Origin of the sequence: Rhizobium sp. SU303 (genome assembly GCF_021052345.1) — a bacterium.
GTDB lineage: Bacteria > Pseudomonadota > Alphaproteobacteria > Rhizobiales > Rhizobiaceae > Rhizobium > Rhizobium laguerreae.
On sequence record NZ_CP088099.1, the window covers coordinates 133,181 to 153,543 of the forward strand.

General features: G+C 62.8%; 20 protein-coding genes. 13 read left to right on the forward strand and 7 right to left on the reverse strand.

Going from position 1 to position 20,363, the window contains the following annotated elements:
* The first annotated feature begins 46 nt into the window (after window positions 1-46).
* From RlegSU303_RS33590 to RlegSU303_RS33605, 4 genes are read left to right on the forward strand one after another with little or no spacing between them, the layout of a single operon-like run.
* The gene (locus RlegSU303_RS33590; RefSeq protein WP_017957514.1) at window positions 47-985 is read left to right on the forward strand and encodes an ABC transporter permease; all 939 of its coding nucleotides are present in this window, start codon (window positions 47-49) and stop codon (window positions 983-985) included.
* Window positions 982-1,833: an ABC transporter permease gene (locus RlegSU303_RS33595; protein ID WP_017957513.1), complete on the forward strand. Its 852-nt coding sequence runs from the start codon at window positions 982-984 to the stop codon at window positions 1,831-1,833. Before RlegSU303_RS33590 ends, RlegSU303_RS33595 begins: the two co-directional genes overlap by 4 nt.
* Window positions 1,830-3,539, forward strand: coding sequence for a dipeptide ABC transporter ATP-binding protein (locus RlegSU303_RS33600; RefSeq protein WP_017957512.1), 1,710 nt, complete (start codon window positions 1,830-1,832; stop codon window positions 3,537-3,539). Before RlegSU303_RS33595 ends, RlegSU303_RS33600 begins: the two co-directional genes overlap by 4 nt.
* Window positions 3,540-3,558: 19 nt before the next feature.
* Window positions 3,559-5,073: an ABC transporter substrate-binding protein gene (locus RlegSU303_RS33605; RefSeq protein WP_131719475.1), complete on the forward strand. Its 1,515-nt coding sequence runs from the start codon at window positions 3,559-3,561 to the stop codon at window positions 5,071-5,073.
* Between the two features lie 83 nt (window positions 5,074-5,156).
* On the opposite strand, the gene yghU is transcribed toward RlegSU303_RS33605, so the two are convergent.
* Together yghU and RlegSU303_RS33615 are read right to left on the reverse strand one after the other, a co-directional pair.
* Window positions 5,157-6,032: a glutathione-dependent disulfide-bond oxidoreductase gene (gene yghU, locus RlegSU303_RS33610; RefSeq protein WP_017957510.1), complete on the reverse strand. Its 876-nt coding sequence runs from the start codon at window positions 6,030-6,032 to the stop codon at window positions 5,157-5,159.
* A gap of 193 nt (window positions 6,033-6,225) precedes the next feature.
* On the reverse strand, window positions 6,226-7,128 hold the full coding sequence (locus RlegSU303_RS33615; RefSeq protein ID WP_017957509.1) for an NAD(P)-dependent oxidoreductase: 903 nt from the start codon (window positions 7,126-7,128) through the stop codon (window positions 6,226-6,228).
* Between the two features lie 160 nt (window positions 7,129-7,288).
* Between RlegSU303_RS33615 and RlegSU303_RS33620 the strand changes: the two genes are divergently transcribed.
* The 3 genes from RlegSU303_RS33620 to RlegSU303_RS33630 all read left to right on the forward strand — a co-directional run bounded on the left by RlegSU303_RS33620 (window position 7,289) and on the right by RlegSU303_RS33630 (window position 9,141).
* Entirely contained in the window at window positions 7,289-7,756 is a 468-nt protein-coding gene (locus RlegSU303_RS33620; RefSeq protein WP_017957508.1) for a universal stress protein, read from the forward strand.
* A 144-nt stretch (window positions 7,757-7,900) separates the two neighbouring features.
* Window positions 7,901-8,815 carry a DnaJ C-terminal domain-containing protein gene (locus RlegSU303_RS33625; protein WP_131719474.1) on the forward strand — a complete coding sequence of 305 codons (915 nt, stop codon included), beginning with the start codon at window positions 7,901-7,903 and terminating at the stop codon, window positions 8,813-8,815.
* A 2-nt stretch (window positions 8,816-8,817) separates the two neighbouring features.
* Complete coding sequence (locus tag RlegSU303_RS33630; protein WP_026158326.1) at window positions 8,818-9,141, forward strand: chaperone modulator CbpM; 324 nt, start codon at window positions 8,818-8,820, stop codon at window positions 9,139-9,141.
* A 16-nt stretch (window positions 9,142-9,157) separates the two neighbouring features.
* Here RlegSU303_RS33630 and RlegSU303_RS33635 read toward each other — a convergent pair whose 3' ends face one another.
* From RlegSU303_RS33635 to RlegSU303_RS33645, 3 genes are read right to left on the reverse strand one after another with little or no spacing between them, the layout of a single operon-like run.
* Window positions 9,158-10,087: a phosphatidate cytidylyltransferase gene (locus RlegSU303_RS33635; protein ID WP_017957505.1), complete on the reverse strand. Its 930-nt coding sequence runs from the start codon at window positions 10,085-10,087 to the stop codon at window positions 9,158-9,160.
* Window positions 10,084-10,704 (reverse strand): lysophospholipid acyltransferase family protein, encoded by a 621-nt coding sequence (locus tag RlegSU303_RS33640; protein ID WP_094089008.1) that lies wholly within the window; start codon window positions 10,702-10,704, stop codon window positions 10,084-10,086. Before RlegSU303_RS33640 ends, RlegSU303_RS33635 begins: the two co-directional genes overlap by 4 nt.
* The gene (locus RlegSU303_RS33645) at window positions 10,701-11,330 is read right to left on the reverse strand and encodes a CDP-alcohol phosphatidyltransferase family protein (protein ID WP_131719473.1); all 630 of its coding nucleotides are present in this window, start codon (window positions 11,328-11,330) and stop codon (window positions 10,701-10,703) included. Before RlegSU303_RS33645 ends, RlegSU303_RS33640 begins: the two co-directional genes overlap by 4 nt.
* Window positions 11,331-11,536: 206 nt before the next feature.
* Between RlegSU303_RS33645 and RlegSU303_RS33650 the strand changes: the two genes are divergently transcribed.
* The 6 genes from RlegSU303_RS33650 to RlegSU303_RS33675 are packed head-to-tail and all read left to right on the forward strand — an operon-like array spanning window position 11,537 to window position 18,769.
* Window positions 11,537-12,523, forward strand: a complete 987-nt coding sequence (locus tag RlegSU303_RS33650) for a BMP family protein (protein WP_131719472.1) — start codon at window positions 11,537-11,539, stop codon at window positions 12,521-12,523.
* A gap of 8 nt (window positions 12,524-12,531) precedes the next feature.
* Window positions 12,532-13,944 (forward strand): amidase, encoded by a 1,413-nt coding sequence (locus RlegSU303_RS33655; protein ID WP_131719471.1) that lies wholly within the window; start codon window positions 12,532-12,534, stop codon window positions 13,942-13,944.
* Window positions 13,941-15,473 carry an ABC transporter ATP-binding protein gene (locus RlegSU303_RS33660; RefSeq protein WP_131719470.1) on the forward strand — a complete coding sequence of 511 codons (1,533 nt, stop codon included), beginning with the start codon at window positions 13,941-13,943 and terminating at the stop codon, window positions 15,471-15,473. Before RlegSU303_RS33655 ends, RlegSU303_RS33660 begins: the two co-directional genes overlap by 4 nt.
* Window positions 15,463-16,512 (forward strand): ABC transporter permease, encoded by a 1,050-nt coding sequence (locus tag RlegSU303_RS33665; protein WP_017957499.1) that lies wholly within the window; start codon window positions 15,463-15,465, stop codon window positions 16,510-16,512. The genes RlegSU303_RS33660 and RlegSU303_RS33665 overlap by 11 nt, the downstream gene beginning before the upstream one ends.
* The gene (locus RlegSU303_RS33670) at window positions 16,509-17,453 is read left to right on the forward strand and encodes an ABC transporter permease (protein WP_131719469.1); all 945 of its coding nucleotides are present in this window, start codon (window positions 16,509-16,511) and stop codon (window positions 17,451-17,453) included. The genes RlegSU303_RS33665 and RlegSU303_RS33670 overlap by 4 nt, the downstream gene beginning before the upstream one ends.
* A gap of 26 nt (window positions 17,454-17,479) precedes the next feature.
* The gene (locus RlegSU303_RS33675; RefSeq protein WP_017957497.1) at window positions 17,480-18,769 is read left to right on the forward strand and encodes an amidohydrolase family protein; all 1,290 of its coding nucleotides are present in this window, start codon (window positions 17,480-17,482) and stop codon (window positions 18,767-18,769) included.
* A 61-nt stretch (window positions 18,770-18,830) separates the two neighbouring features.
* Here RlegSU303_RS33675 and RlegSU303_RS33680 read toward each other — a convergent pair whose 3' ends face one another.
* Entirely contained in the window at window positions 18,831-19,529 is a 699-nt protein-coding gene (locus tag RlegSU303_RS33680; RefSeq protein WP_017957496.1) for a ribonuclease activity regulator RraA, read from the reverse strand.
* A gap of 27 nt (window positions 19,530-19,556) precedes the next feature.
* Window positions 19,557-20,342 carry an SDR family oxidoreductase gene (locus RlegSU303_RS33685; protein WP_131719468.1) on the reverse strand — a complete coding sequence of 262 codons (786 nt, stop codon included), beginning with the start codon at window positions 20,340-20,342 and terminating at the stop codon, window positions 19,557-19,559.
* Window positions 20,343-20,363: the final 21 nt, after the last annotated feature.

A 20,363-nucleotide genomic window follows, 5' to 3' on the forward strand; every position in this document is an offset into this window, starting at 1 on the left:
CAGGAAGCGGACCGAACCCGACGAAGACAAAGGGGCGATCGCCGTCATGCATCGCTATAAATTCGTTCTGACGCGACCGCTGCAATTCCTGCCCGTGATCTTCGGCATCAGCGTCATCACGTTCATTCTGGTCCGGCTGATCCCCGGTGACCCCGCACGCAACATCCTCGGCACGCGCGCGACGCCGGCGGCTCTCGCCAGCATCCGTGCCCAGTACGGCCTCGATCAGCCGATGTGGCTGCAATATGTCTATTTTCTCAAGAATCTTGCCAATGGCGAGATGGGCAAGTCGATCCTCTACAAGATCGACGTGCTGAAGCTGATCGTCACCCGCATCGAGCCGACTCTCGCCCTCGTCGTCTCGAGCGTCGTGCTGTCGGTCCTGATCGCGGTGCCGATGTCGGCGATCGCCGCGCGCAATGCCGGCCAGGCGCCGGATCATGCGGTGCGCATCGTCTCGACCTTCGGCATCGGCTTTCCGCCGTTCTGGCTGGGGCTGATGCTGATCATCCTGTTCAGCGTCGAACTCGGCGTGCTACCGGTCTCGGGCTATGGTGCGACGATCGGGGAAAAGCTGTCGCATCTCGTGCTGCCGAGCCTGACGGTCGCGCTGTCGCTCTCGACCGTGCTGACGCGCAGCCTGCGGGCGGCGATGATCGAGCAGCTGAAATCGGATGTCGCGACGGCGGCGCGCGCCCGCGGCATGCCCGAAGGCATCGTCTTCTGGCGGCATGTGCTGCCGAATTCGCTGGTGCCGACCATCAACCTGCTCGCCGTCAACATCGGCTGGCTGATCGGCGGCACGGTGGTTGTCGAGAGCGTCTTTGCGCTGCCCGGCATGGGACAGCTGCTCGTCAGGGCGATCTTCTCACGCGACTACATGGTGGTTCAAGGCGTCGCCATGGTCTTTGCCTGTGCCACCGTGCTTATCAATTTCATCGCCGACATCGTCACTGTCGCCGTCGATCCGAGGGTGAAGCTATGAGCATCGAGGCGATCGCCCCCGCCTCCCCTGGCTGGCGCCGGTTCTTCGGCCGGCGGCCGATGCTTGTGCTCAGTGCCGGCCTGCTGCTGTTCTTCGTGGTGCTGGCGATCGGTGCGCCCCTCGTCGCGCCTTACGACCCGATCATGCAGAATGCCGAGGTGCGCCTGCAGGCGCCTTCATTGTTGCATCCCTTCGGCACCGATAATTTCGGCCGCGATATCCTCTCCCGCGTCATCTGGGGCGCGCGCCTCGATCTGCAGATGGCGCTGATCGGCGTCATCTTCCCCTTCCTGATCGGCACGACGGTCGGCACGATCGCCGGCTTTTTCGGCGGCATCGTTGATGCGCTGTTCATGCGCCTCGTCGATATCATCCTCGCCTTCCCCTTCCTCGTGCTGATGCTGTCGATTATCGCGATCCTCGGCCCTGGTCTTGGCAGTTTCTATATCGCCATGGCGCTGGTCGGCTGGGTTTCCTATGCGCGGCTGATCCGGGCGCAGATGCTGGTGCTGAAGGGCAGCGACTATGCCGTTGCTGCCGCCAGCCTTGGCTTCAGCCGCCCGCGCATCATGTTCCGCCACCTGTTGCCGAACGCGATCGCCGGCTCGATTGTCTTTTCGATGTCCGATGCGACGCTGGTGTTGCTGAGCGGCGCTGCCGTCAGCTATCTCGGCCTCGGCGTCCAGCCGCCGATCGCCGAATGGGGCGTCATGGTCGCCGAAGGACAGAGCTTCATCACCACGGCATGGTGGATCACTTTGTTTCCCGGCCTCTCCATCGTCTGCCTCGCCTTCGGTTTCAGCATGCTGGGCGACGCGCTCGGTGAACTGCTGGGGGTGCATGAATGAGCGGCTCCCTGTTGTCCGTCCGTGATCTCACCGTCAGGGCACATGTCGATTCCGGCCCGCGCACGCTGCTCGATGCGGTATCGCTCGACCTCGGTAAGGGCGAGATCCTCGGTCTCGTCGGCGAGAGCGGCTCGGGCAAGAGCCTGTTCTGCCGTTCCCTGGTGCGCCTGCTGCCCTCCTCGCTGCTGAAGATCGAAAGCGGTAGCGTGCTGCTCGAAGGGCGCGACCTCATGCGGGTCGACGAGGGCGAGATGCTGAAAGTGCGCGGCGGCGAGATCGGCATGATCTTCCAGAACCCGACCAGCCATCTCGACCCTGTCATGCGGATCGGCGATCAGATCGCCGAGGGCATCCGCTACCATCAGGGCCTCGGCGCCCGCGAGGCCCGCGCCGCGGCGACGGAAATCCTGGCGCAGGTCGGTTTTCCCGATCCGAAGCGCCAGTATGACAGCTATCCGCACGAATTTTCCGGTGGCATGCGGCAGCGGGCGATGATCGGCGTGGCGCTGTCCTGCAATCCGAAAATCCTGATCGCCGACGAGCCGACGACGGCCCTCGACGTGACCATCCAGGCGCAGATCCTGCGGCTGTTGATCGACATTCGCGACCAGCGCGGCCTGTCGATCATTCTGATCACCCACGATCTCGGTATCGTCGCCCAGACTTGCGACCGCATCGCCGTGCTGCGCGGCGGCAAGCTCATCGAAGAGGGGCCGAAGCGGACGATCCTGGCGCGGCCGCAGCATCCCTATACGATCAATCTGATCAACAGCCACCCTTCCATACCGGGCGTGATATCAGCGCCGCTGCTCGAGATTGCCGAGGCCAGCCAACCGGCGAGGCCATTGCTCGAAATCGATGATCTCTATGTGCGCTTCAGAGCCGGCGGCGCCCTGCTCAGGGGCGGTGCCAAGACAGTCAGCGCCGTTGCCGGCGTCAGCCTGCAGATCATGCCGGGCGAGACGGTCGGCATCGTCGGCGAATCCGGCAGCGGCAAGAGCACGCTTGCCCGCGCCGTGCTCGGCCTCACACCGCTTTCCTCGGGTCACGTCACCTTCGACGGCGTCGATCTGGCGCTGCAGAAAAACGCTGGTCTGGCAAAGCTCAGGCGCGAGACGGCGATGGTCTTCCAGGACCCCTACAACGCGCTCAATCCGCGGCTGACGATCGGGCAAATGCTGGCCGAGGTGCTGAAGGTGCAGGGCAAGGTCGCCAAGGCCGATATTCCGGCGCGGATCGACGCGCTGCTCGATCTCGTCGGCCTCGAACGCGAATTCGCCGGCCGCAAACCGCGCAGCATGAGCGGCGGCCAGTGCCAGCGCGCCGGCATTGCCCGAGCCCTCGCCGTCGATCCGAAGCTGATCATCGCCGACGAATGCGTGGCGGCCCTCGACGTCACCATCCAGGCGCAGATCATCGAGCTCTTCCGCGAGCTCACGGCGAAGATGAACCTCACGCTGATCTTCATCGCTCATGACCTCGCAATCGTCCGCAATCTCTGCGAACGCGTCGTCGTGATGTATCGCGGCGAGATCGTCGAGGAAGGCCGCTCCGAAGAGGTCTTCGCGCGGCCGAAGCATCCCTATACCGCGGCGCTGATCGCCGCCATTCCCGACATCGATCCTGACAAGCGGCTGCTGCAAGGCGCCGACGGCAAGGACGATCCGCATTCGATGCCGATTCAATCAATCAAACGCATGCCATAACAACGAAGGGAACGAACTCATGACAAACAGGTGGAAATCAATCGGGCTTGCAGCCTTGCTCGCCGGTCTGACGCTCAGCGCAAGCTATGCCGAGGCCGCGGGTGTGCTCACCATCGGCCGCCGCGAGGATTCGACGACATTCGATCCGATCAAGACCGCCCAGAATATCGACAACTGGGTGTTCTCCAACGTCTACGATGTGCTGATCCGCGTCGACAAGACAGGCACGAAACTCGAGCCGGGTCTTGCCGAAAGCTGGACCACCTCGGATGACGGGCTGACCTACACGTTCAAGATCCGCCACGCGAAATTTTCCGACGGTTCGCCGCTGACGGCGGAAGACGCGGCCTTCAGTCTGCTGCGCATCCGCGATGACGCTGCCTCGCTCTGGAGCGATTCCTACAAGGTGATCGACACGGCGGTGGCGACCGACGCCCGCACGCTGACGATCAAGCTCAAGAACCAGTCCGCGCCGTTCCTGTCGACGCTGGCGCTGCCGAATGCCTCGGTCATCTCCAAGAAGGGCATGGAATCACTTGGTCCCGATGCCTATGGCGAAAAGCCGATCGCATCCGGCGCCTTCGTGGTCGAAGAGTGGCGGCGCGGCGACCGCGTCATCCTGAAGAAGAACCCGAATTTCTGGCAGGCCGACCGCGTCAAGCTCGACGGCGTCGAGTGGATCTCGGTGCCTGACGACAACACCCGCATGCTGAACGTTCAGGCCGGCGAGCTGGATACCGCGATCTTCGTGCCGTTCTCTCGCGTCGAGGAGCTGAAGAAGGACCCGAACCTCAATGTCGACATCGACGCCTCGACCCGCGAGGATCATCTCCTGATCAACCATGCGCATGGCGATCTCGGCAAGAAGGAAGTGCGCCAGGCGCTCGATATGGCGATCGACAAGAAGGCGATCGTCGATACCGTCACCTTTGGCCAGGGCACGGTCGCCAACTCTTATATTCCGAAGGGTGCGCTGTACCATTACGCCGATAACCTGCAGCGCCCCTACGATCCCGAGAAGGCCAAGAAGATGCTGGCGGATGCGGGTGTCTCCAACTTGACGCTGAACTATCTCATCCGCGCCGGCGACGAAGTGGACGAGCAGACGGCAGTGCTTATGCAGCAACAGCTTGCCAAGGCCGGCATCACTGCGAACCTGCAGAAGGTCGATCCAAGCCAGGAATGGGATATGACGGTTGCCGGCGACTACGACATCTCGGTCAACTACTGGACGAACGACATTCTCGATCCGGACCAGAAGACGACTTTCGTTCTCGGCCACGATTCCAATAACAACTATCTGACCAACTACAAAAACGAGGCGGTCAAGGAATTGGTGGCGAAGGCCCGTCTCGAGCTCGACCCGAAGAAGCGCGAACAGATGTATGTTGATCTGCAGAAGATGGCAAAGGACGACGTCAACTGGATCGACCTTTATTACAGCCCCTACATCAACGTCTCGCGCAAGAATATCGAGAACTTCTATCAGAACCCGCTCGGCCGCTTCTTCCTGGAAGACACGGTCAAAAACTGAGTTCGGGCAGTATGCAGATGCTCCGCCGCCGTAAAGGCGGCGGAGCTTCATTGATTGCTGCGGCCCGTGGCTGGGGCGCTTGCTTACTCGGCGGCCGCGAGCTTGTCCTGCGTCCTGGTGTCGAAGTCGCTGGCGTCGTGGCGCTCGTGCAACTGGCTAGAGGGCTCGCCGGAGAGGCGGTTGACCATCCGGCCGCGTTGTACGGCCGGCCTGCTGTGGATGGCGTCGGCCCAGCGCAGCACGTTCTTATAGTCCTCGACCTGCAGAAACTCGGCTGCACCGTAGGTCCAGCCCTTCACCAACCCGCCATACCAAGGCCAGACGGCAATGTCGGCGATCGTATATTCGCTGCCTGCCAGATATTCGCTTTCGGCCAGGCGACGATCGAGCACGTCGAGCTGACGCTTCACTTCCATGGCGAAGCGGTCGATCGCATATTCGATCTTCGTCGGCGCATAAGCGTAGAAATGGCCGAAGCCGCCGCCGAGATAAGGCGCGCTTCCCATCTGCCAGAACAGCCAGGATAGGCATTCGGCCCGCGCGCTCGGCTCGGTCGGCAGGAAAGCGCCGAATTTTTCGGCGAGATAGGTGAGGATCGCACCGGATTCGAAGACGCGGATCGGTGTCGCACCGCTGCGGTCCATCAAAGCCGGTATCTTGGAATTGGGATTGACTGCGACGAAGCCGCTTCCGAACTGATCGCCGTCGCCGATCTTGATCAGCCAGGCGTCATATTCCGCACCTTCATGGCCAAGGGCCAGCAGTTCCTCGAGCAGGATGGTGACCTTCTGGCCGTTCGGGGTGCCGAGCGAATAGAGCTGCAGCGGATGGCGGCCGATCGGAAGCTCCTTCTCATGCGTCGGTCCCGCGATCGGGCGGTTGATGCTGGCGAACTGGCCGCCATTCGCCTTGTTCCAGGTCCAGACCTTCGGGGGTGTATAATCGGAAGAACCGCTCATCTTTCAAAACTCCTGATATTGGTCAGACAGAGCGCGGCGTCAGTTTGGCCGCCGCATTTTTCCTGACATAGCAGAGGCGATAAGGTTTTGTCAGAGGTGTCGGAGCGGCTTCACACAATCGTCAGAATGTTGGCCAAGCCCATGGCTCTACCCCTCATATTCGGTTGCTGCGACGATTGATTGACCATCGCGATCAGTTTTCGGTTCCAGAGAAAGCGATGATCTCGTCCAACTGCCCGACGAGCACGCGGCTCCCCTCCACGTCGCCGGCCATCCTGGAGAAGACGTCCGCCATGCCGCGGAAGATGGTCGCGGCCGGATCCTCTTCTCCGAGGAAATCGGCAATCTCGTGCATTTCGGCAACCCATCGATAGGCTTTCGGATACATGTCGGGTATGGATGTCGACAGCTTGCTGTCGATGTCGGGAAGGCTTTCGGAGAGCTCCGCCTTCAGACTTTCGGCAGCACCCGAACGCGATGCGGCGAGCAGCATGGCGGTGCCGAGGCCGACAAATCCCTTGTTGATGCCGGCATAACACATCTTCAGTGCCGAGGCGGCGCCGAGCGGTCCATCGAGCCGGCGGATCCGCAGGCCGCAATCCTCGAGCGGCCTGCTTCGCTCCGCGGTATCGCCGCTGATATAGATGGTCGGACCTGATGTGCCGGGGACCGGCGGCCCGCCGATGATCGCCCCATCAAGCACTTCCACACCGCTGCCTTCGAAGCGTGCCGCCAAAGCCTGCATCGTTTTCGGCGCAATCGCGTTGAGGTCGATCAAGGGCGGCGGCGCTTGCATCCCCGACGATATGTCCGCGACGAGGTCGGCGACCTTGATCGCCTCCGCCGGTGGAACGATCGACAGGATCAGCTCGGCCTTCGTCAGCTCCTGGCAGCCGACCGGGACCATGCCGGCTGCCTTTGCCCGGGCAATCGTCTGCTCGCTCCTGCCCTCGAGGTAAGTCAGCACCGTGGCGCCGTGGTCGATCAGCCGCCTGGCGACAGCACTTCCCATCGCACCCGATCCGATAATCGCAAAATTCGGCATGTGAACCTCAATCAGTAACGACATCGGGTCAGAAATGTTGCTGATGGCCATGCCGTCAACTGCGACGATTCAGCCGGAGGTTCGTTCCGAAGCAGCTGGCGGTTTCATGCGCGCTACCGTTGCGGCACTTTTTCTTGATATTCGTCAATGCCGGGACGGTCGACACCGATATGATCGGTGCTATCATTCGCATTCAAGGATATGGATTTCAATGTATCGGACGATCATCTGCGGCATCGGCATGGGTCCCCGCGCAACGGCCAGCCGCCTTCTGCGCCGGGCTGCTGCGCTGATGGACGAAGGCGGCAGCATCGTTGTCATGCACGTCATCGAGAATATCCCGCACCGTCACCTGACGGAGCTTCCCGAGGAATTCGAAACGACCGCCATCGTCGACGCCGAAAAGAAACTAGCATCGCTCTGCAAGGAGCTGGGAATTCCGGCGATGATCGAGGTTCGTATCGGCGTTGCCGCCTCCCTGCTCGTCTCCAGCGCAAGGGAGAAATCGGCCGATCTTATCCTGGTATCATCCCATGTGACCGATATCACCGACTACGTCTTCTCCTCGATCGTCGACAAGGTCGTGCGCCATGCCGGGTGCTCGGTTCTTATCGATCGACGCCCCGATCACGCGCAGGAAGGCTCGGCGTCCCCGGCGGAAGACGCCGCGTTGTTCTAAGCTCTACAGAGCTTGCGTGACAGCGGGCGCTTTATCGGATTGACGTCAACCAGCGCGGCCGGCCTCCCCTCCCCGGCGGCGGCCCGACAACCTATATCATTGCCAAGCCAACCTGCAGTATTCGCTGCCCGACCGGAGACATGTATGAGCCAGGATCCCTACGAGCTTCTGGGCGTGAAACGCGATGCGACGCAAAAGGATATTCAAAGCGCGTTCCGCAAGCTCGCCAAGAAACTTCACCCCGACCTTAACCCCGGCGACAAAAAAGCTGAGGAACGGTTCAAGCAAATTTCAACGGCCTACGAGATATTGAGTGACGAGCAAAAACGCGGACGCTTCGACCGCGGCGAGATCGATATAACGGGCGCCGAGCGGGCGCAGCGCAATTATTACCGCGATTACGCGTCGAAGAGCGGGCCTGGCGATCCCTACCACAACAGCGCCGGCTTTGCCGATTTCAGCGATGCCGACGATATCTTCGCCAGCTTCTTTTCACGTCGTGCCGGCGGCGGCCAGACCCGTGGTCGTGGCCGTGACCGGCAATTTTCCATGGAGGTCGACTTTCTCGAGGCCGTCAACGGCACCAGGACGGAGGTCAAGATGCCGAATGGTCCGGCGCTCGACGTGCAGATCCCGCCGGGGACGCGCGACGGCCAGACCCTGCGGCTGCGCGGCAAGGGCGAGCCGGGCATCGGCGGTGGGCCGGTGGGCGATGCCCTGATCGAACTCCGTGTGCGCCCGCACCGCTTCTTTACGCGTGACGGCGACGATATCCGCCTGGAACTGCCGATCTCCCTCGGTGAGGCCGTGCTTGGTGGCAAGGTTCGCGTGCCGACGCCATCGGGACCGGTCAATCTGACGCTGCCGCCTCATTCGAACACGGGCAAGGTCCTGCGTCTCAAGAGCAAAGGTGTTTCAAAACGCGGCGGCGGACACGGCGACGTCTACATCTCGCTGAAGATCGTGCTGCCCGACGCCCCGGATGAGCGGTTGACGGCCTTGATGAAGGAATGGGCGACGGCAAACTCCTACGATCCGAGAAAGAACATGGAGGCTTGATCATGGATGATCTCGAATTCCGTCTTTACTTGAAAATCGACATCGCCCAGCTCGACCTCTGGATCGAACAGGGTTGGCTGATCCCGGAGACGTCAGGTGGCCGGAGGCAATTTCGCGACGCCGACGTCGCACGCGCCCGGCTGATCCTGGACCTCATGGGAAACATGGGTGTCAACGAAGCCGGCGTCGATATCGTCATGGAGCTAGTTGACGAGTTGCACGGCCTGCGGGGAACGATGGGCAAGCTGATGACCGCCATTGGTAAGCAGGAGCGGGATGTTCAGCGCCGGCTGTTCGAGAGCCTCGAGGAGATCGACCGCTTTTAAATAATCGGCCGAATTCTCAGGTGGTGAACCAGTAGCGGACGATGTGAAAGAATAGCGGTGCGGCGAAGGTGACGGAGTCCAGGCGGTCGAGCACGCCGCCATGGCCTTCGATCACATAGCCCCAGTCCTTGGCATTGAGATCCCGCTTGATGGCCGAGAGCACGAAACCGCCGAAGAAGCCCGCGACGACGATGACTGTGCTGATGGCAGCGGCCTGCAGTGGCGAGAACGGCGTCAGGCGATAAAGCAGCGTTCCCACGAGGATAGCCGAGGCGCCGCCTCCGATCAGCCCTTCGATCGTCTTCGACGGGCTGATATTCGGCGAGAAACGGTGCTTTCCGAGGAGTTTGCCCCAGACATACTGGAAGACGTCGCTGAGTTGCACGACCACGACCAGATAGACGAGAAGGAGCGCCGACGGCGTGCCGGTCTCCAGCATGAGCAGGGCGGGAGCGTGGCTGATCGAATAGACCGTCAGCATCAATCCCCATTGCACCCTGGCGCTGCGGGCGAGGAATTCGTTGACGTCACCCGTCAATGTCGCCACCGCCGGCAGGATCAGGAAGGCATAGACCGGGATGAAGATCGCAAACAGGCCGTACCACTCCGCTCCGAGCAGCACGTAATGCAGCGGCAGCACAACGAAGAAGGACAGGAAAAGCGCCAGATGATCGCCGCGCCGCGATGGTGTCAGCGTCCAGAATTCGCGAAGCGCCATAAAGGACAGGAATGCGAACAGGATGACCGTCGCCGTGTCGCCGAGCAGGATCGCGCCGCCGAACACCGCGACCATGATCCACCAGGAGCGAATACGGGCGTTGAGGTTTTGGACGGTGGCGACTGAACCGGGTTCGGTCGCGCGCCGCTGAAGGATAAAACCGATGGCCGAGGCGACGGCAAGCAGGCCGAGGATCGCGGCCAGCACGATGGAGAACAGGCTGGTCATGCGCTATGCCCCCCATCTGCAAGCTCAATGACCGCGGCACGGGCGCGGGCCAGGAATTCGGTCTTTTCCTCGCCTGGTTCGACGCGGAGCGGCTTGCCGAAGCGCGCCGTGCAGGTGATCGGGACGATCAGCATGCTTCCCTTCGGCAGGATGCGCTGAAGGTTATCGAGATGGATCGGCACGAGATCGACATCCGGAAAACGGCAGGCGAGGCGATAGATGCCGCTGCGGAACGGGGCGATCTCATCGTTGGTGCTTCTCGTTCCTTCCGGGAAAATCAGGACTGAGCGCCCCTCCTCAAGCAGGCGCTCTATCGGAGCCAGCGGGTCGGTGTCCGGCGGAGGCTTGCGGTCTATCAAGACGGCGCGCAGGCCTTTCTCTGCGATGAAACGGCGAAAGGCGCTCGTTCCCCAATAGTCCCGCGCCGCAACCGGATGGGTCATCCGGCGCACCGGCCAGGGCAAGGCGGCCATGACGGCGACGGTATCGATATGGCTGTTGTGATTGGCGAAATAGATGCGGCGACTGGGATCGGGCGCGCAGCCCCGCCACTCGCTTCGGGCGCCGACCAGGATACGGACGAGCAGCACGAGAAACCGACGGATAATCGCGATCATAGTCTCTCCAGGGAATGTTTCAGCCTCAACGTGCGGGTGATGCAGGTGACAAGGCTGCCGGCCGCGATGACCGCGCATGCCAGGATCAGCGACCAGCGGCTGCCGGATATCAGCGTCTCGACGCTCTGGGCGAGGAGGCCCGCCGTCAGCACCGCCATGCGGCGCGGCTTGGCCATGACGCCGCTGAAGTCCTGGGGAAGTCCGACCGATCCTCCGAAGACCCTGATATAGGCGGTGAGTGCGGCAAGCAGCGCAGCCAGCCAGCCGAGCCAGCCAAAGCCGCAGGCATAGCCGGCCGCGACGAGAAACAGGCTGTCGGCGACCCGGTCGGGAAATTCATTATAGAGCGGCCCGCTCTTAGTTTTCTTGCCGCCTTCGATTGCGACCATTCCGTCCAGCAGATTGCAGACGAGCCGCAGTTGCACCGAGATCGCGGCACAAACCATGGCAATCGGATGTGTTGTGAAAACGATGAGCGCTGCGCCTATACCCGCGAATACGACCGATAAAAGCGAAATGCCGTTTGGTGTCGCGCCGCTCCGCGCCAGCCACGCGCTGAGGCCGATGGCCCAGGACGACGACCGGCTCGCGATCGGTCGCCGCGAGGCGCCCTCTTCTTCCCCCATTTCATGTCCCCCAACCCCTATCCTCCTTGCTTATCCTGCCAATTGCGTCGCGCCAAGCCGCGACGCCATACAGTTCGGAAAAAATGGCTGCAGAACGCAAGGCGCAACAGATTGAACAGCCTGATTTTTAAGCCCATTCGCTGCTTGACACATTTTTGGGCGCTACTATGATTTTTGAACCAAATGGTAAAAAAGGGGAATAATCAATGACCAAAGATATCCTGATTTCACGCCGGGCAGTGATCGCGTCGGGCATTGCGCTTGGGGTCAGCGGCTTTGCCCCGCTGGCAAGGGCGGCTGCGCCGCTGAAGGTTGCCGGCATTCATGCGTCGCCGGTCGAAAATGCCTGGAACTCCTGTCTGCACAAGGCGCTGCAGGACGCGGCCAAGGAAGGCGTGATCGAATATGTCTTCTCCGAAGGCGTCTCCGGCACCGATTATCCGCGCGCCATGCGCGAATATGCCGAACAGGGCAACAAGCTGATCATCGGCGAGGCCTACGCGGTGGAGAAAGAGGCCCGGCAGGTCGCGACCGACTATCCCGACACCGCTTTCGTGCTGGGTTCGAGCGGCGAGCAGGCCGGCGACAATTTCGGCGTCTTCGGCACCTGGAACCATGACGGCGCCTATCTCGCAGGCATGCTGGCGGGCAAGATGACCAAGTCGAATGTCGTCGGTTCGGTCGGCGCCATTCCGATCCCCGAGGTCAACATGCTGATCAATGCGTTCGCGGCGGGTGTCAAGGCGGTCAACCCGGATGCAAAACACCTCGTCTCCTTCATCGGCACCTTCTTCGATCCGCCGAAGGCCCGTGAAGCCGGTCTTGCCCAGATCGACGCCGGCGCCGACATCCTGTTCGGCGAGCGCATCGGTACTGCCGATGCCGCCAAGGAGCGCGGCATCAAGTCGGTCGGCTCGCTGATCGACTATACGCCACGTTATCCGGATACGGTGTTTGCCAACGCCATGTGGTACTTCCGCCCGATCCTGGACGCTGCGATCGCCGATGTCGCTGCCGGAAAGCCGGTCGGCAGGAACTACACGTCCTACGGCCTGATGAAGGAAGGCGGCAGCGATATCGTCTTCGTGAAGGGCGTAGCACCCGCCGAGGCGGAGGCTGCGATGGAAGCCAAGCGGGCGGAGATCAAGGCTGGCACCTTCGAAGTTCCGAAGATGATGGACAAGCCGAAGTAATTCGACTGATGCAAGGCGATGCAACAGACCTGGCGGCAGCGATCAGGCGTGGCAGCCTGAGCGCTGCGGAGGCGATGCAAGCTTCCCTTGAGGCGGCTGCGCGGCAGGAGCCGCTTGGCGCTATCGCCTATCTCGATGCAGCCATGGGTCTCGCCTCGGCAGACGCTTGCGATCGGGAACGACGGAGCGAGCCCGAACGCTTTGCCGCAATGCCTTTTGCCGGGGTGCCAACCCTGGCGAAGGATCTCGGCGGCCCCTTCGCCGGGCTGCCGGTAACGGCCGGTTCCGGTCTCTTCGAAAGAAGGGGCGGCGAAGCGGACTCCGATCTGGCTGCCAGTTTCCGCGACGCCGGCTTCTGCCTCTTCGGCCTGACGACGAGCCCAGAATTCGGCCTGTCGCTTGCCAGCGAACCGGCGATCGGGCCGATCTGCCGCAATCCACTCGATCCGGCACGGACCGCGGGCGGCTCCTCCGGCGGCGCGGCGGCGGCTGTTGCTGCAGGGATCGTCGCGATTGCGCATGCGACCGACGCCGGCGGCTCGATCCGTGTGCCTGCCGCCTGCTGCGGCCTCGTCGGAATGAAGCCGACGCGCGGCGCCATTCCCGGAGGGCCATCCTTCGGCAACCACCTCGCCGGCATTGCGAGTGAACTCGCGGTCTGCCGTTCCGTGCGGGATACGGCGCTGATTTTCGACAGGCTGAGCGGCAATTCCCGAGGATCTTTTCCGGACCCCTCCCCTGTCGATAGCGACAACGGCCGTTTGCGGATCGGCCTGCTTGCCGATACCGGCTCGGCCTACCCGACGGAGGGCATTCGGCTCGCAGCCGTAGAGGCTGCTGCCCGTGTACTGGAGAGCGACGGACACGAGATCGTTCCGCTGAACTGGGCCGAGTTCGAATGGAGCGTCACTTCAAGCGGCCGCGCCTTCGCCGATATCGTCTCCGTCAATCTCGCAGCACTCATGAAGACGGCGGCTCTCGATGAAGGCAGGGCCGAGCCGCTGACGCAGGCCTTCGCTGCGCGCGGACGGGCGCTGTCGGCGACATCGCTCTGGACCACGTTGAACGATGCCGTCCTGGTGAGCCATAAGCTCTGGGCGCTATTCGACAGGGTCGATTGCATCCTGATGCCGATGCTGTCCTCCGCACCTCTTGCGATCGGCTCCTTTCCGTCCGATCATGCCGACACGGATCTGCATCTCGAGCGGATGACGGCATTTGCGCCGCTTGCCTGCCTCGCCAATATTTCGGGTTTTCCTGCTTTGACGCTGCCTTTCGGACAGGATGAGCATGCCATGCCGCTGCCGGTGCAGATCATGGCGCCGATGGGTCACGAGCCGCGTCTGCTGTCGCTTGCCGCGCGCCTGGAGGCCGAAGGCCGATGGCAGCATCGTTTTCCAGTCGCGGGATTGCCGTCATGACCGGGTCTGCGCTGGAGATAACAGGCGTCAGCAAGCGCTTCGGCGACAATCTCGCCAATGACGATATCTCTATGACGCTTGCCAGGGGTGAGGTCGTGGCCCTGCTTGGCGAGAACGGCGCCGGCAAGACCACGCTGATGAGCATTCTTTTCGGCCATTACATGCCCGATGCAGGCCGTATTCTGATCGAAGGCATGGAGGTACCGCAGGGCAAGCCACGTGCAGCGATCCGCGCCGGCGTCGGCATGGTGCATCAGCATTTCTCGCTCGCGCCCAATCTGACCGTTCTCGAAAACGTCATGACCGGCACCGAAAGACTTTGGTCCTGGCGCTCGGGAACATCAGCGGCGCGCAAGAAGCTCATGGCAATTTCCGAGCGCTTCGGCCTCAAGGTCGATCCGGATGCCCGTCTTGGCGACCTGTCGGTCGGCGAACAGCAGCGCGTCGAGATCCTCAAGGCGCTCTATAACGATGCCCGCATCCTGATCCTCGACGAGCCGACAGCAGTGCTGACCAATATCGAGGCCGAACGGCTGTTCACAACGCTAAGGGAAATGGCCCGCCAGGGCCTGTCGCTGATCTTCATCTCGCACAAGCTCGACGAGGTGATGGCAGCGGCCGACCGCATCGTCGTGTTGCGCGGCGGCAAGATGGTCGCCGAACGCAAGGCGTCGGACACCAGCAAGGCGGAACTCGCCGAACTGATGGTCGGCCGCCGTGTGACGCGGCCCGTGCGCGAACCGTCGACACCCGGTGCCGTCGCCCTTGAAGCGGCCGATGTGACGGTGCGCATCGCCGGCATCGATCGGCTGAAATCGATCAGCTTCCGACTGCACCAGGGAGAGATCCTCGGCATTATCGGCGTTTCGGGCAATGGCCAGGCGGCACTGGCCCATCTTCTCTCCGGCACAATAGTGCGGAGTGGTGGCGACCTGCTGCTGTTTGGCGAAGCCATCGGCAATCTCGGCGTCGCCGATGTCGTCGACGCCGGCATCGGCCGCATTCCCGAGGACCGCAACGAGGAGGGTGTGATCGGCGAAATGGCGATCTGGGAAAACGCCGTGCTAGAGCGCATCGCCTCGCCTGCCTTTTCGCGCCACGGCCTCGTCAACCGCAAGGCGGGCATGGCCTTTGCCAGGGAGATCATCGACGGATTCGATGTCCGCGGCGGCGGGCCAGCCATCCGGACCCGGCTGCTCTCCGGCGGCAATATGCAAAAACTCATTCTCGGCCGCAACCTGCATCGGCGGCCGCGCATCCTGATTGCCGCGCAGCCCGCGCGCGGTCTCGACGAAGGGGCCGTGGCCGCCGTGCACGCCCGCCTGCTCGAAGCCCGCCGGCAGGGTACCGCCGTGCTGCTGATCTCGGAAGACCTCGACGAGATGATCGCGCTTGCCGATCGCATCCAGGCGATCGTCGGTGGCCGCCTGTCGCCGCCCGTCGAGGCCGAAGGTGCGGATGCCCGCAGGCTGGGGCTGATGATGGCTGGCGAATGGCAGGAAAGCCCAGAGGCCGATCATGCGATTTGAGCGCCGCGAGCACCGCCCGCTTTACCTGCTGATCGTCACGCCCGTCATCGCGGTCATCGCAGCGCTGGCGCTGGCGGGTATCCTGATATCAATCGCCGGCGCGCCTGTTCTCGATGCCTATTGGCGCATCCTGACCGGGGCCTTCGGCTCGCGGCTGTCGGCGACCGAAACGCTGACGCGGGCAACGCCGCTGATGCTGACGGGGCTTGCTGCCGCCGTTGCTTTCCGGGCGCGGCTCTGGAATATCGGTGCCGAGGGCCAGTTCTATCTCGGCGCCATCGCCGTTGCCGCGGCAAGCTCGAAACTGCTGGGCAATCTTCCCGCCCCCATCCTCATTCCGCTGCTGCTGCTGGTCGGCGCCATTGCCGGCATGGTGCTGATCCTGATCCCGCTCTGGCTCAGGCTGCGCTTCTCGGTCGATGAAGTCGTCACCAGCCTGCTCTTGAACTTCATCGCCGTGCTCTTCGTCTCGATGCTGATCGATGGCGTTCTCAAGGATCCGCTGGCCTTTGGCTGGCCGCAGTCGCAATCGGTCAGCGATCACGCCATGCTGCCGAAGCTGATCGCCCGCTCGCGCCTGCATATCGGCTTTGCGATCGCGATCGCTCTGGCCGTCGTCGTCCATTTCATCCAGTCGCGCACCGTGTTCGGCATGCAGTCGCGCGCCGCGGGCCTCAATCCCGGCGGTGCAGTCTTTGCCGGCGTCCCGCTCGGCAGAACGCTGGTGAAAGTCGCCTGTCTCTCGGGCGGGCTTGCAGGGTTGGCGGGAGCGATCGAGGTGATGGGGGTCAAGGGTTATGTGACGACCGACCTGTCGCCCGGTTTCGGCTATGCCGGCATCGTCGTCGCCATGCTCGCCAACCTCAATCCACTCGGGGTCGTCTTCGCCGCCATTTTCACGGCCACCATGTTCGTGGGTGCGGATGGCATGAGCCGCGGCCTCGGCATCCCCACCTATATTGCCGATGTCACGGTGGCGCTGTCGCTGCTGACGATGCTGATCGCATTGTTCTTCACCCAATACAGGATCCGGCGATGATGCAGCTGTTCGACATCATCGCTTCCGCCGGGCTCTGGGCGGCAATCCTGCGGATCGCCACGCCGCTGATTTTCGGCACGCTCGGCGCACTGCTTTGCGAACGGGCTGGTGTGCTCAATCTCGGCATTGAAGGCATCATGACCTTCGGCGCGATGATCGGCTGGCTTTCCGTCTATCACGGCGCCGATCTCTGGACCGGCCTGCTGATTGCGGCGCTGGCCGGCGGCGTCTTCGGTCTGCTGCACGCGGGCCTGACGGTGACGTTGGGTCTCTCCCAGCATGTCTCCGGACTCGGCGTCACGCTCTTTGCCTCCAGCTTCAGCTATTATGTCTTCCGGCTGATCGTGCCGCTTGCCAATACTCCGCCCACCATCGTGCCGTTCCAGCCGATCGCCATTCCTGGTCTCTCGACATTGCCGTTCATCGGCCCAGCCTTCTTCACGCAGACGGCGCCGACCTATCTCGCGATCGCCATTGCCCTGCTGACGGCCTACATCATCTTCCGCACGCCAGTCGGCCTTGCAATCCGCATGACTGGCGAAAACCCGCATGCGGCGGAAGCCCAGGGCGTCAATCCGATGAAGGTGCGTTATGGCGCGGTCATCATGGGAAGCGCGCTGATGGGAATGGGCGGCGCTTTCCTGACACTGTCGGCCTTCAACAGCTTTTTCCCGACCATGGTGCAGGGGCGTGGCTGGATTTGCATCGCGCTCGTCGTCTTCGCCTCCTGGCGGCCGGGCCGCGCGCTGTTCGGCGCGCTGCTCTTTGCCTTCTTCGATGCCTTTCAGCTTCGGCTGCAAACCGCGCTGAGCGGGCTCGTGCCCTATCAGCTCTTCCTGATGACCCCCTATATCCTTTCCATTGCCGCCCTTGCCGTCATGGCCCGCCGCGCCCGCGTTCCGCAGGCACTGATGCAGCCCTATCGCCGCGGCGAACGCTGAAACCGCCCACATCCAATGAGGTTCCGATGTTCGATCTGATCGTCAGAAATGCAAATCTCCCCGATGGCCGAACCGGCATCGATATCGGCGTCCAGGGCGGCAAGATCATCGCTGTCGAGCGCAATCTCCCGGCGCAGGCGGGGGAAGAAATTGACGCAACCGACCGGCTGGCCAGTCCGCCCTTTGTCGATCCGCATTTCCATATGGACGCCACCCTGTCGCTCGGGCTGCCGCGCATGAACGTCTCTGGCACCCTGCTCGAAGGTATCGCGCTCTGGGGAGAGTTGCGCCCGATCGTAACGAAGGAGGAATTGGTCGATCGTGCGCTACGCTATTGCGATCTCGCGGTCACGCAGGGGCTGCTCTTCATCCGCAGCCATGTCGATACCAGCGATCCCAGACTGGTGACCGTCGAGGCGATGATCGAGGTTCGGGAGAAGGTCGCGCCGTATATCGATCTGCAGCTGGTCGCCTTCCCCCAGGATGGCTATTACCGCTCGCCGGGCGCGATCGACGCGCTCAACCGCGCCCTCGACATGGGGGTCGACATCGTCGGCGGCATTCCCCACTTCGAACGGACGATGGGGGAAGGTACGGCGTCCGTCGAGGCGCTCTGCCGCATCGCCGCCGATCGCGGCCTGCCCGTCGACATCCATTGCGACGAAACCGACGATCCGCTCTCGCGCCATATCGAGACGCTGGCCGCGGAAACCATCCGCTTCAGCTTGCAGGGACGCGTCGCCGGCTCGCATCTGACCTCGATGCATTCGATGGACAATTATTACGTCTCCAAGCTCATCCCGCTGATGGCGGAGGCCGAGATCAACGTCATCCCCAATCCGCTGATCAACATCATGCTGCAGGGCCGGCACGACACCTATCCGAAGCGCCGTGGCATGACCCGCGTGCGCGAGCTGATGGATGCCGGGCTCAATGTCTCCTTCGGGCACGATTGCGTCATGGACCCCTGGTATTCGATGGGGTCGGGCGACATGCTGGAGGTCGGCCATATGGCGATCCATGTCGCGCAGATGGCCGGCATCGACGACAAGAAGAAGATCTTCGACGCGCTGACGGTCAATTCGGCAAAGACGATGGGGCTTGAGGGCTACGGCCTGGAAAAGGGATGCAATGCCGACCTCGTCATCCTCCAGGCCAGCGACACGCTGGAAGCGCTGCGGCTGAAACCCAACCGGCTGGCGGTGATCCGCCGCGGCAAAGTCATCGCCAGATCGGCGCCGCGCATCGGCGAGCTTTTCCTCGACGGACGCCCGGCACGGATCGACGGCGGGTTGGATTATACACCTCGGTATTGAGGTGCGGTGAAAGCAAAAGGGCCGCGAAGCCGCGACCTCCTCAATCCGCTTGGCCTGGAGCCTATTTCTTCGAAGCCTCGTAGAGCGCCTTTGTTTCCGCGTTCATCGGGTAGAGGCCGGGCAGCGGTACGCCCTCATCGATCCTGGTCATGATCCAGGCTTCCATGCGCTCCTGTTCCGGCGCTTCGGCCAGCACCACCTCGAGCAGATCGGCCGGGATCAGCACCGCGCCGTCCTGGTCGACGACGATAATGTCGTCAGGGAAAACAGCCACGCCGCCGCAGCCGATCGGCTGCTGCCAGGCGACGAAGGTGAGGCCGGCGACCGACGGCGGTGCTGCGACGCCACGGCACCAGACCGGCAGATTGGTGTCAAGCACGCCGGCAAGGTCGCGTACGACGCCGTCGGTGACGAGGGCGGCAACGCCTCTCTTCTGCATGCGGGCGCAGAGGATATCGCCGAAGATGCCGGCATCGGTAACGCCCATCGCGTCGACGACGGCGACACAGCCTTCCGGCATCGCTTCGATCGCGGCGCGCGTTGAGATCGGCGAGGCCCAGGATGCCGGCGTCGCCAGATCTTCGCGAGCCGGAACGAAGCGCAGGGTGAAGGCCGGGCCGACGATGCGCGGCTGGCCGGGCTTCAGGGGAACGGCGCCGCGGATCCAGACGTTCCGCAGGCCCTTCTTCAGAAGAACGGTCGTCAGGGTCGCCGTCGAGACGGTCTTGAGAATTGCTATCGCTTCAGCGCTGAGGGCCATCGGTGTTCGGTTCCAATTCGGTTTCTGTCAGATGCTCTGGATCATGCCGCCATCGACGCGGATCACCGATCCGGTCAGATAGGAGGCAGGCTCGCTCGCCAGGAAGGTGACGACATTGCCATATTCTTCCGGCCGGCCATAGCGGCCGAGCGGAATGCTGCCGGTGCTCTCAGTGACGACGTCATCGATGGAGCGGTTTTCGCGTTTGGCCTTCTGCTCGTCGAGGAAGGTGATGCGGCCGGTGGCGATCCGGCCCGGCAGGACGATGTTGACGGTGATGCCGTCGCGCCCGACCTCGCGCGCCAGAGTTTTCGACCAGCCGACCAATGACAGGCGCAACGCGTTGGAGATGCCGAGATTGGGGATCGGCGCGACCACGCCCGACGAGGTCGAGGTGACGATGCGCCCCCATTTGCGCGCCCGCATCTGGGGCAGCACACGATCGGTAATGGCGATGACTGAGAGCACCATGCTTTGGAAATACTGGTTCCACACCGTCGGATCCTGGCCGGAGACGGTGGTCGGCGGTGGGCCGCCGGTATTGTTGACGAGGATGTCGACCGGTCCGAACTGCCGTTCGATTGCAGCGACATGCGCATCGATCGAACCGAGATCGGAAAGATCCCATTGCAGTGCCAGCGCCTTGCCGCCTTCGGATTCGATCGCAGCCGCGATCTTCTCAGCAGCGGTGAGATCGATATCCGCCGCGGCAATTCTAGCGCCTTCGCGCGCAAGCTTGGCGGCTATCGCGCTGCCCAGTCCGCCGCCGGCGCCAAGCACCAGAGCCGTCTTGTCCTTCAGGCCGAAATCCATTCATCCATCTCCTCATAGGGT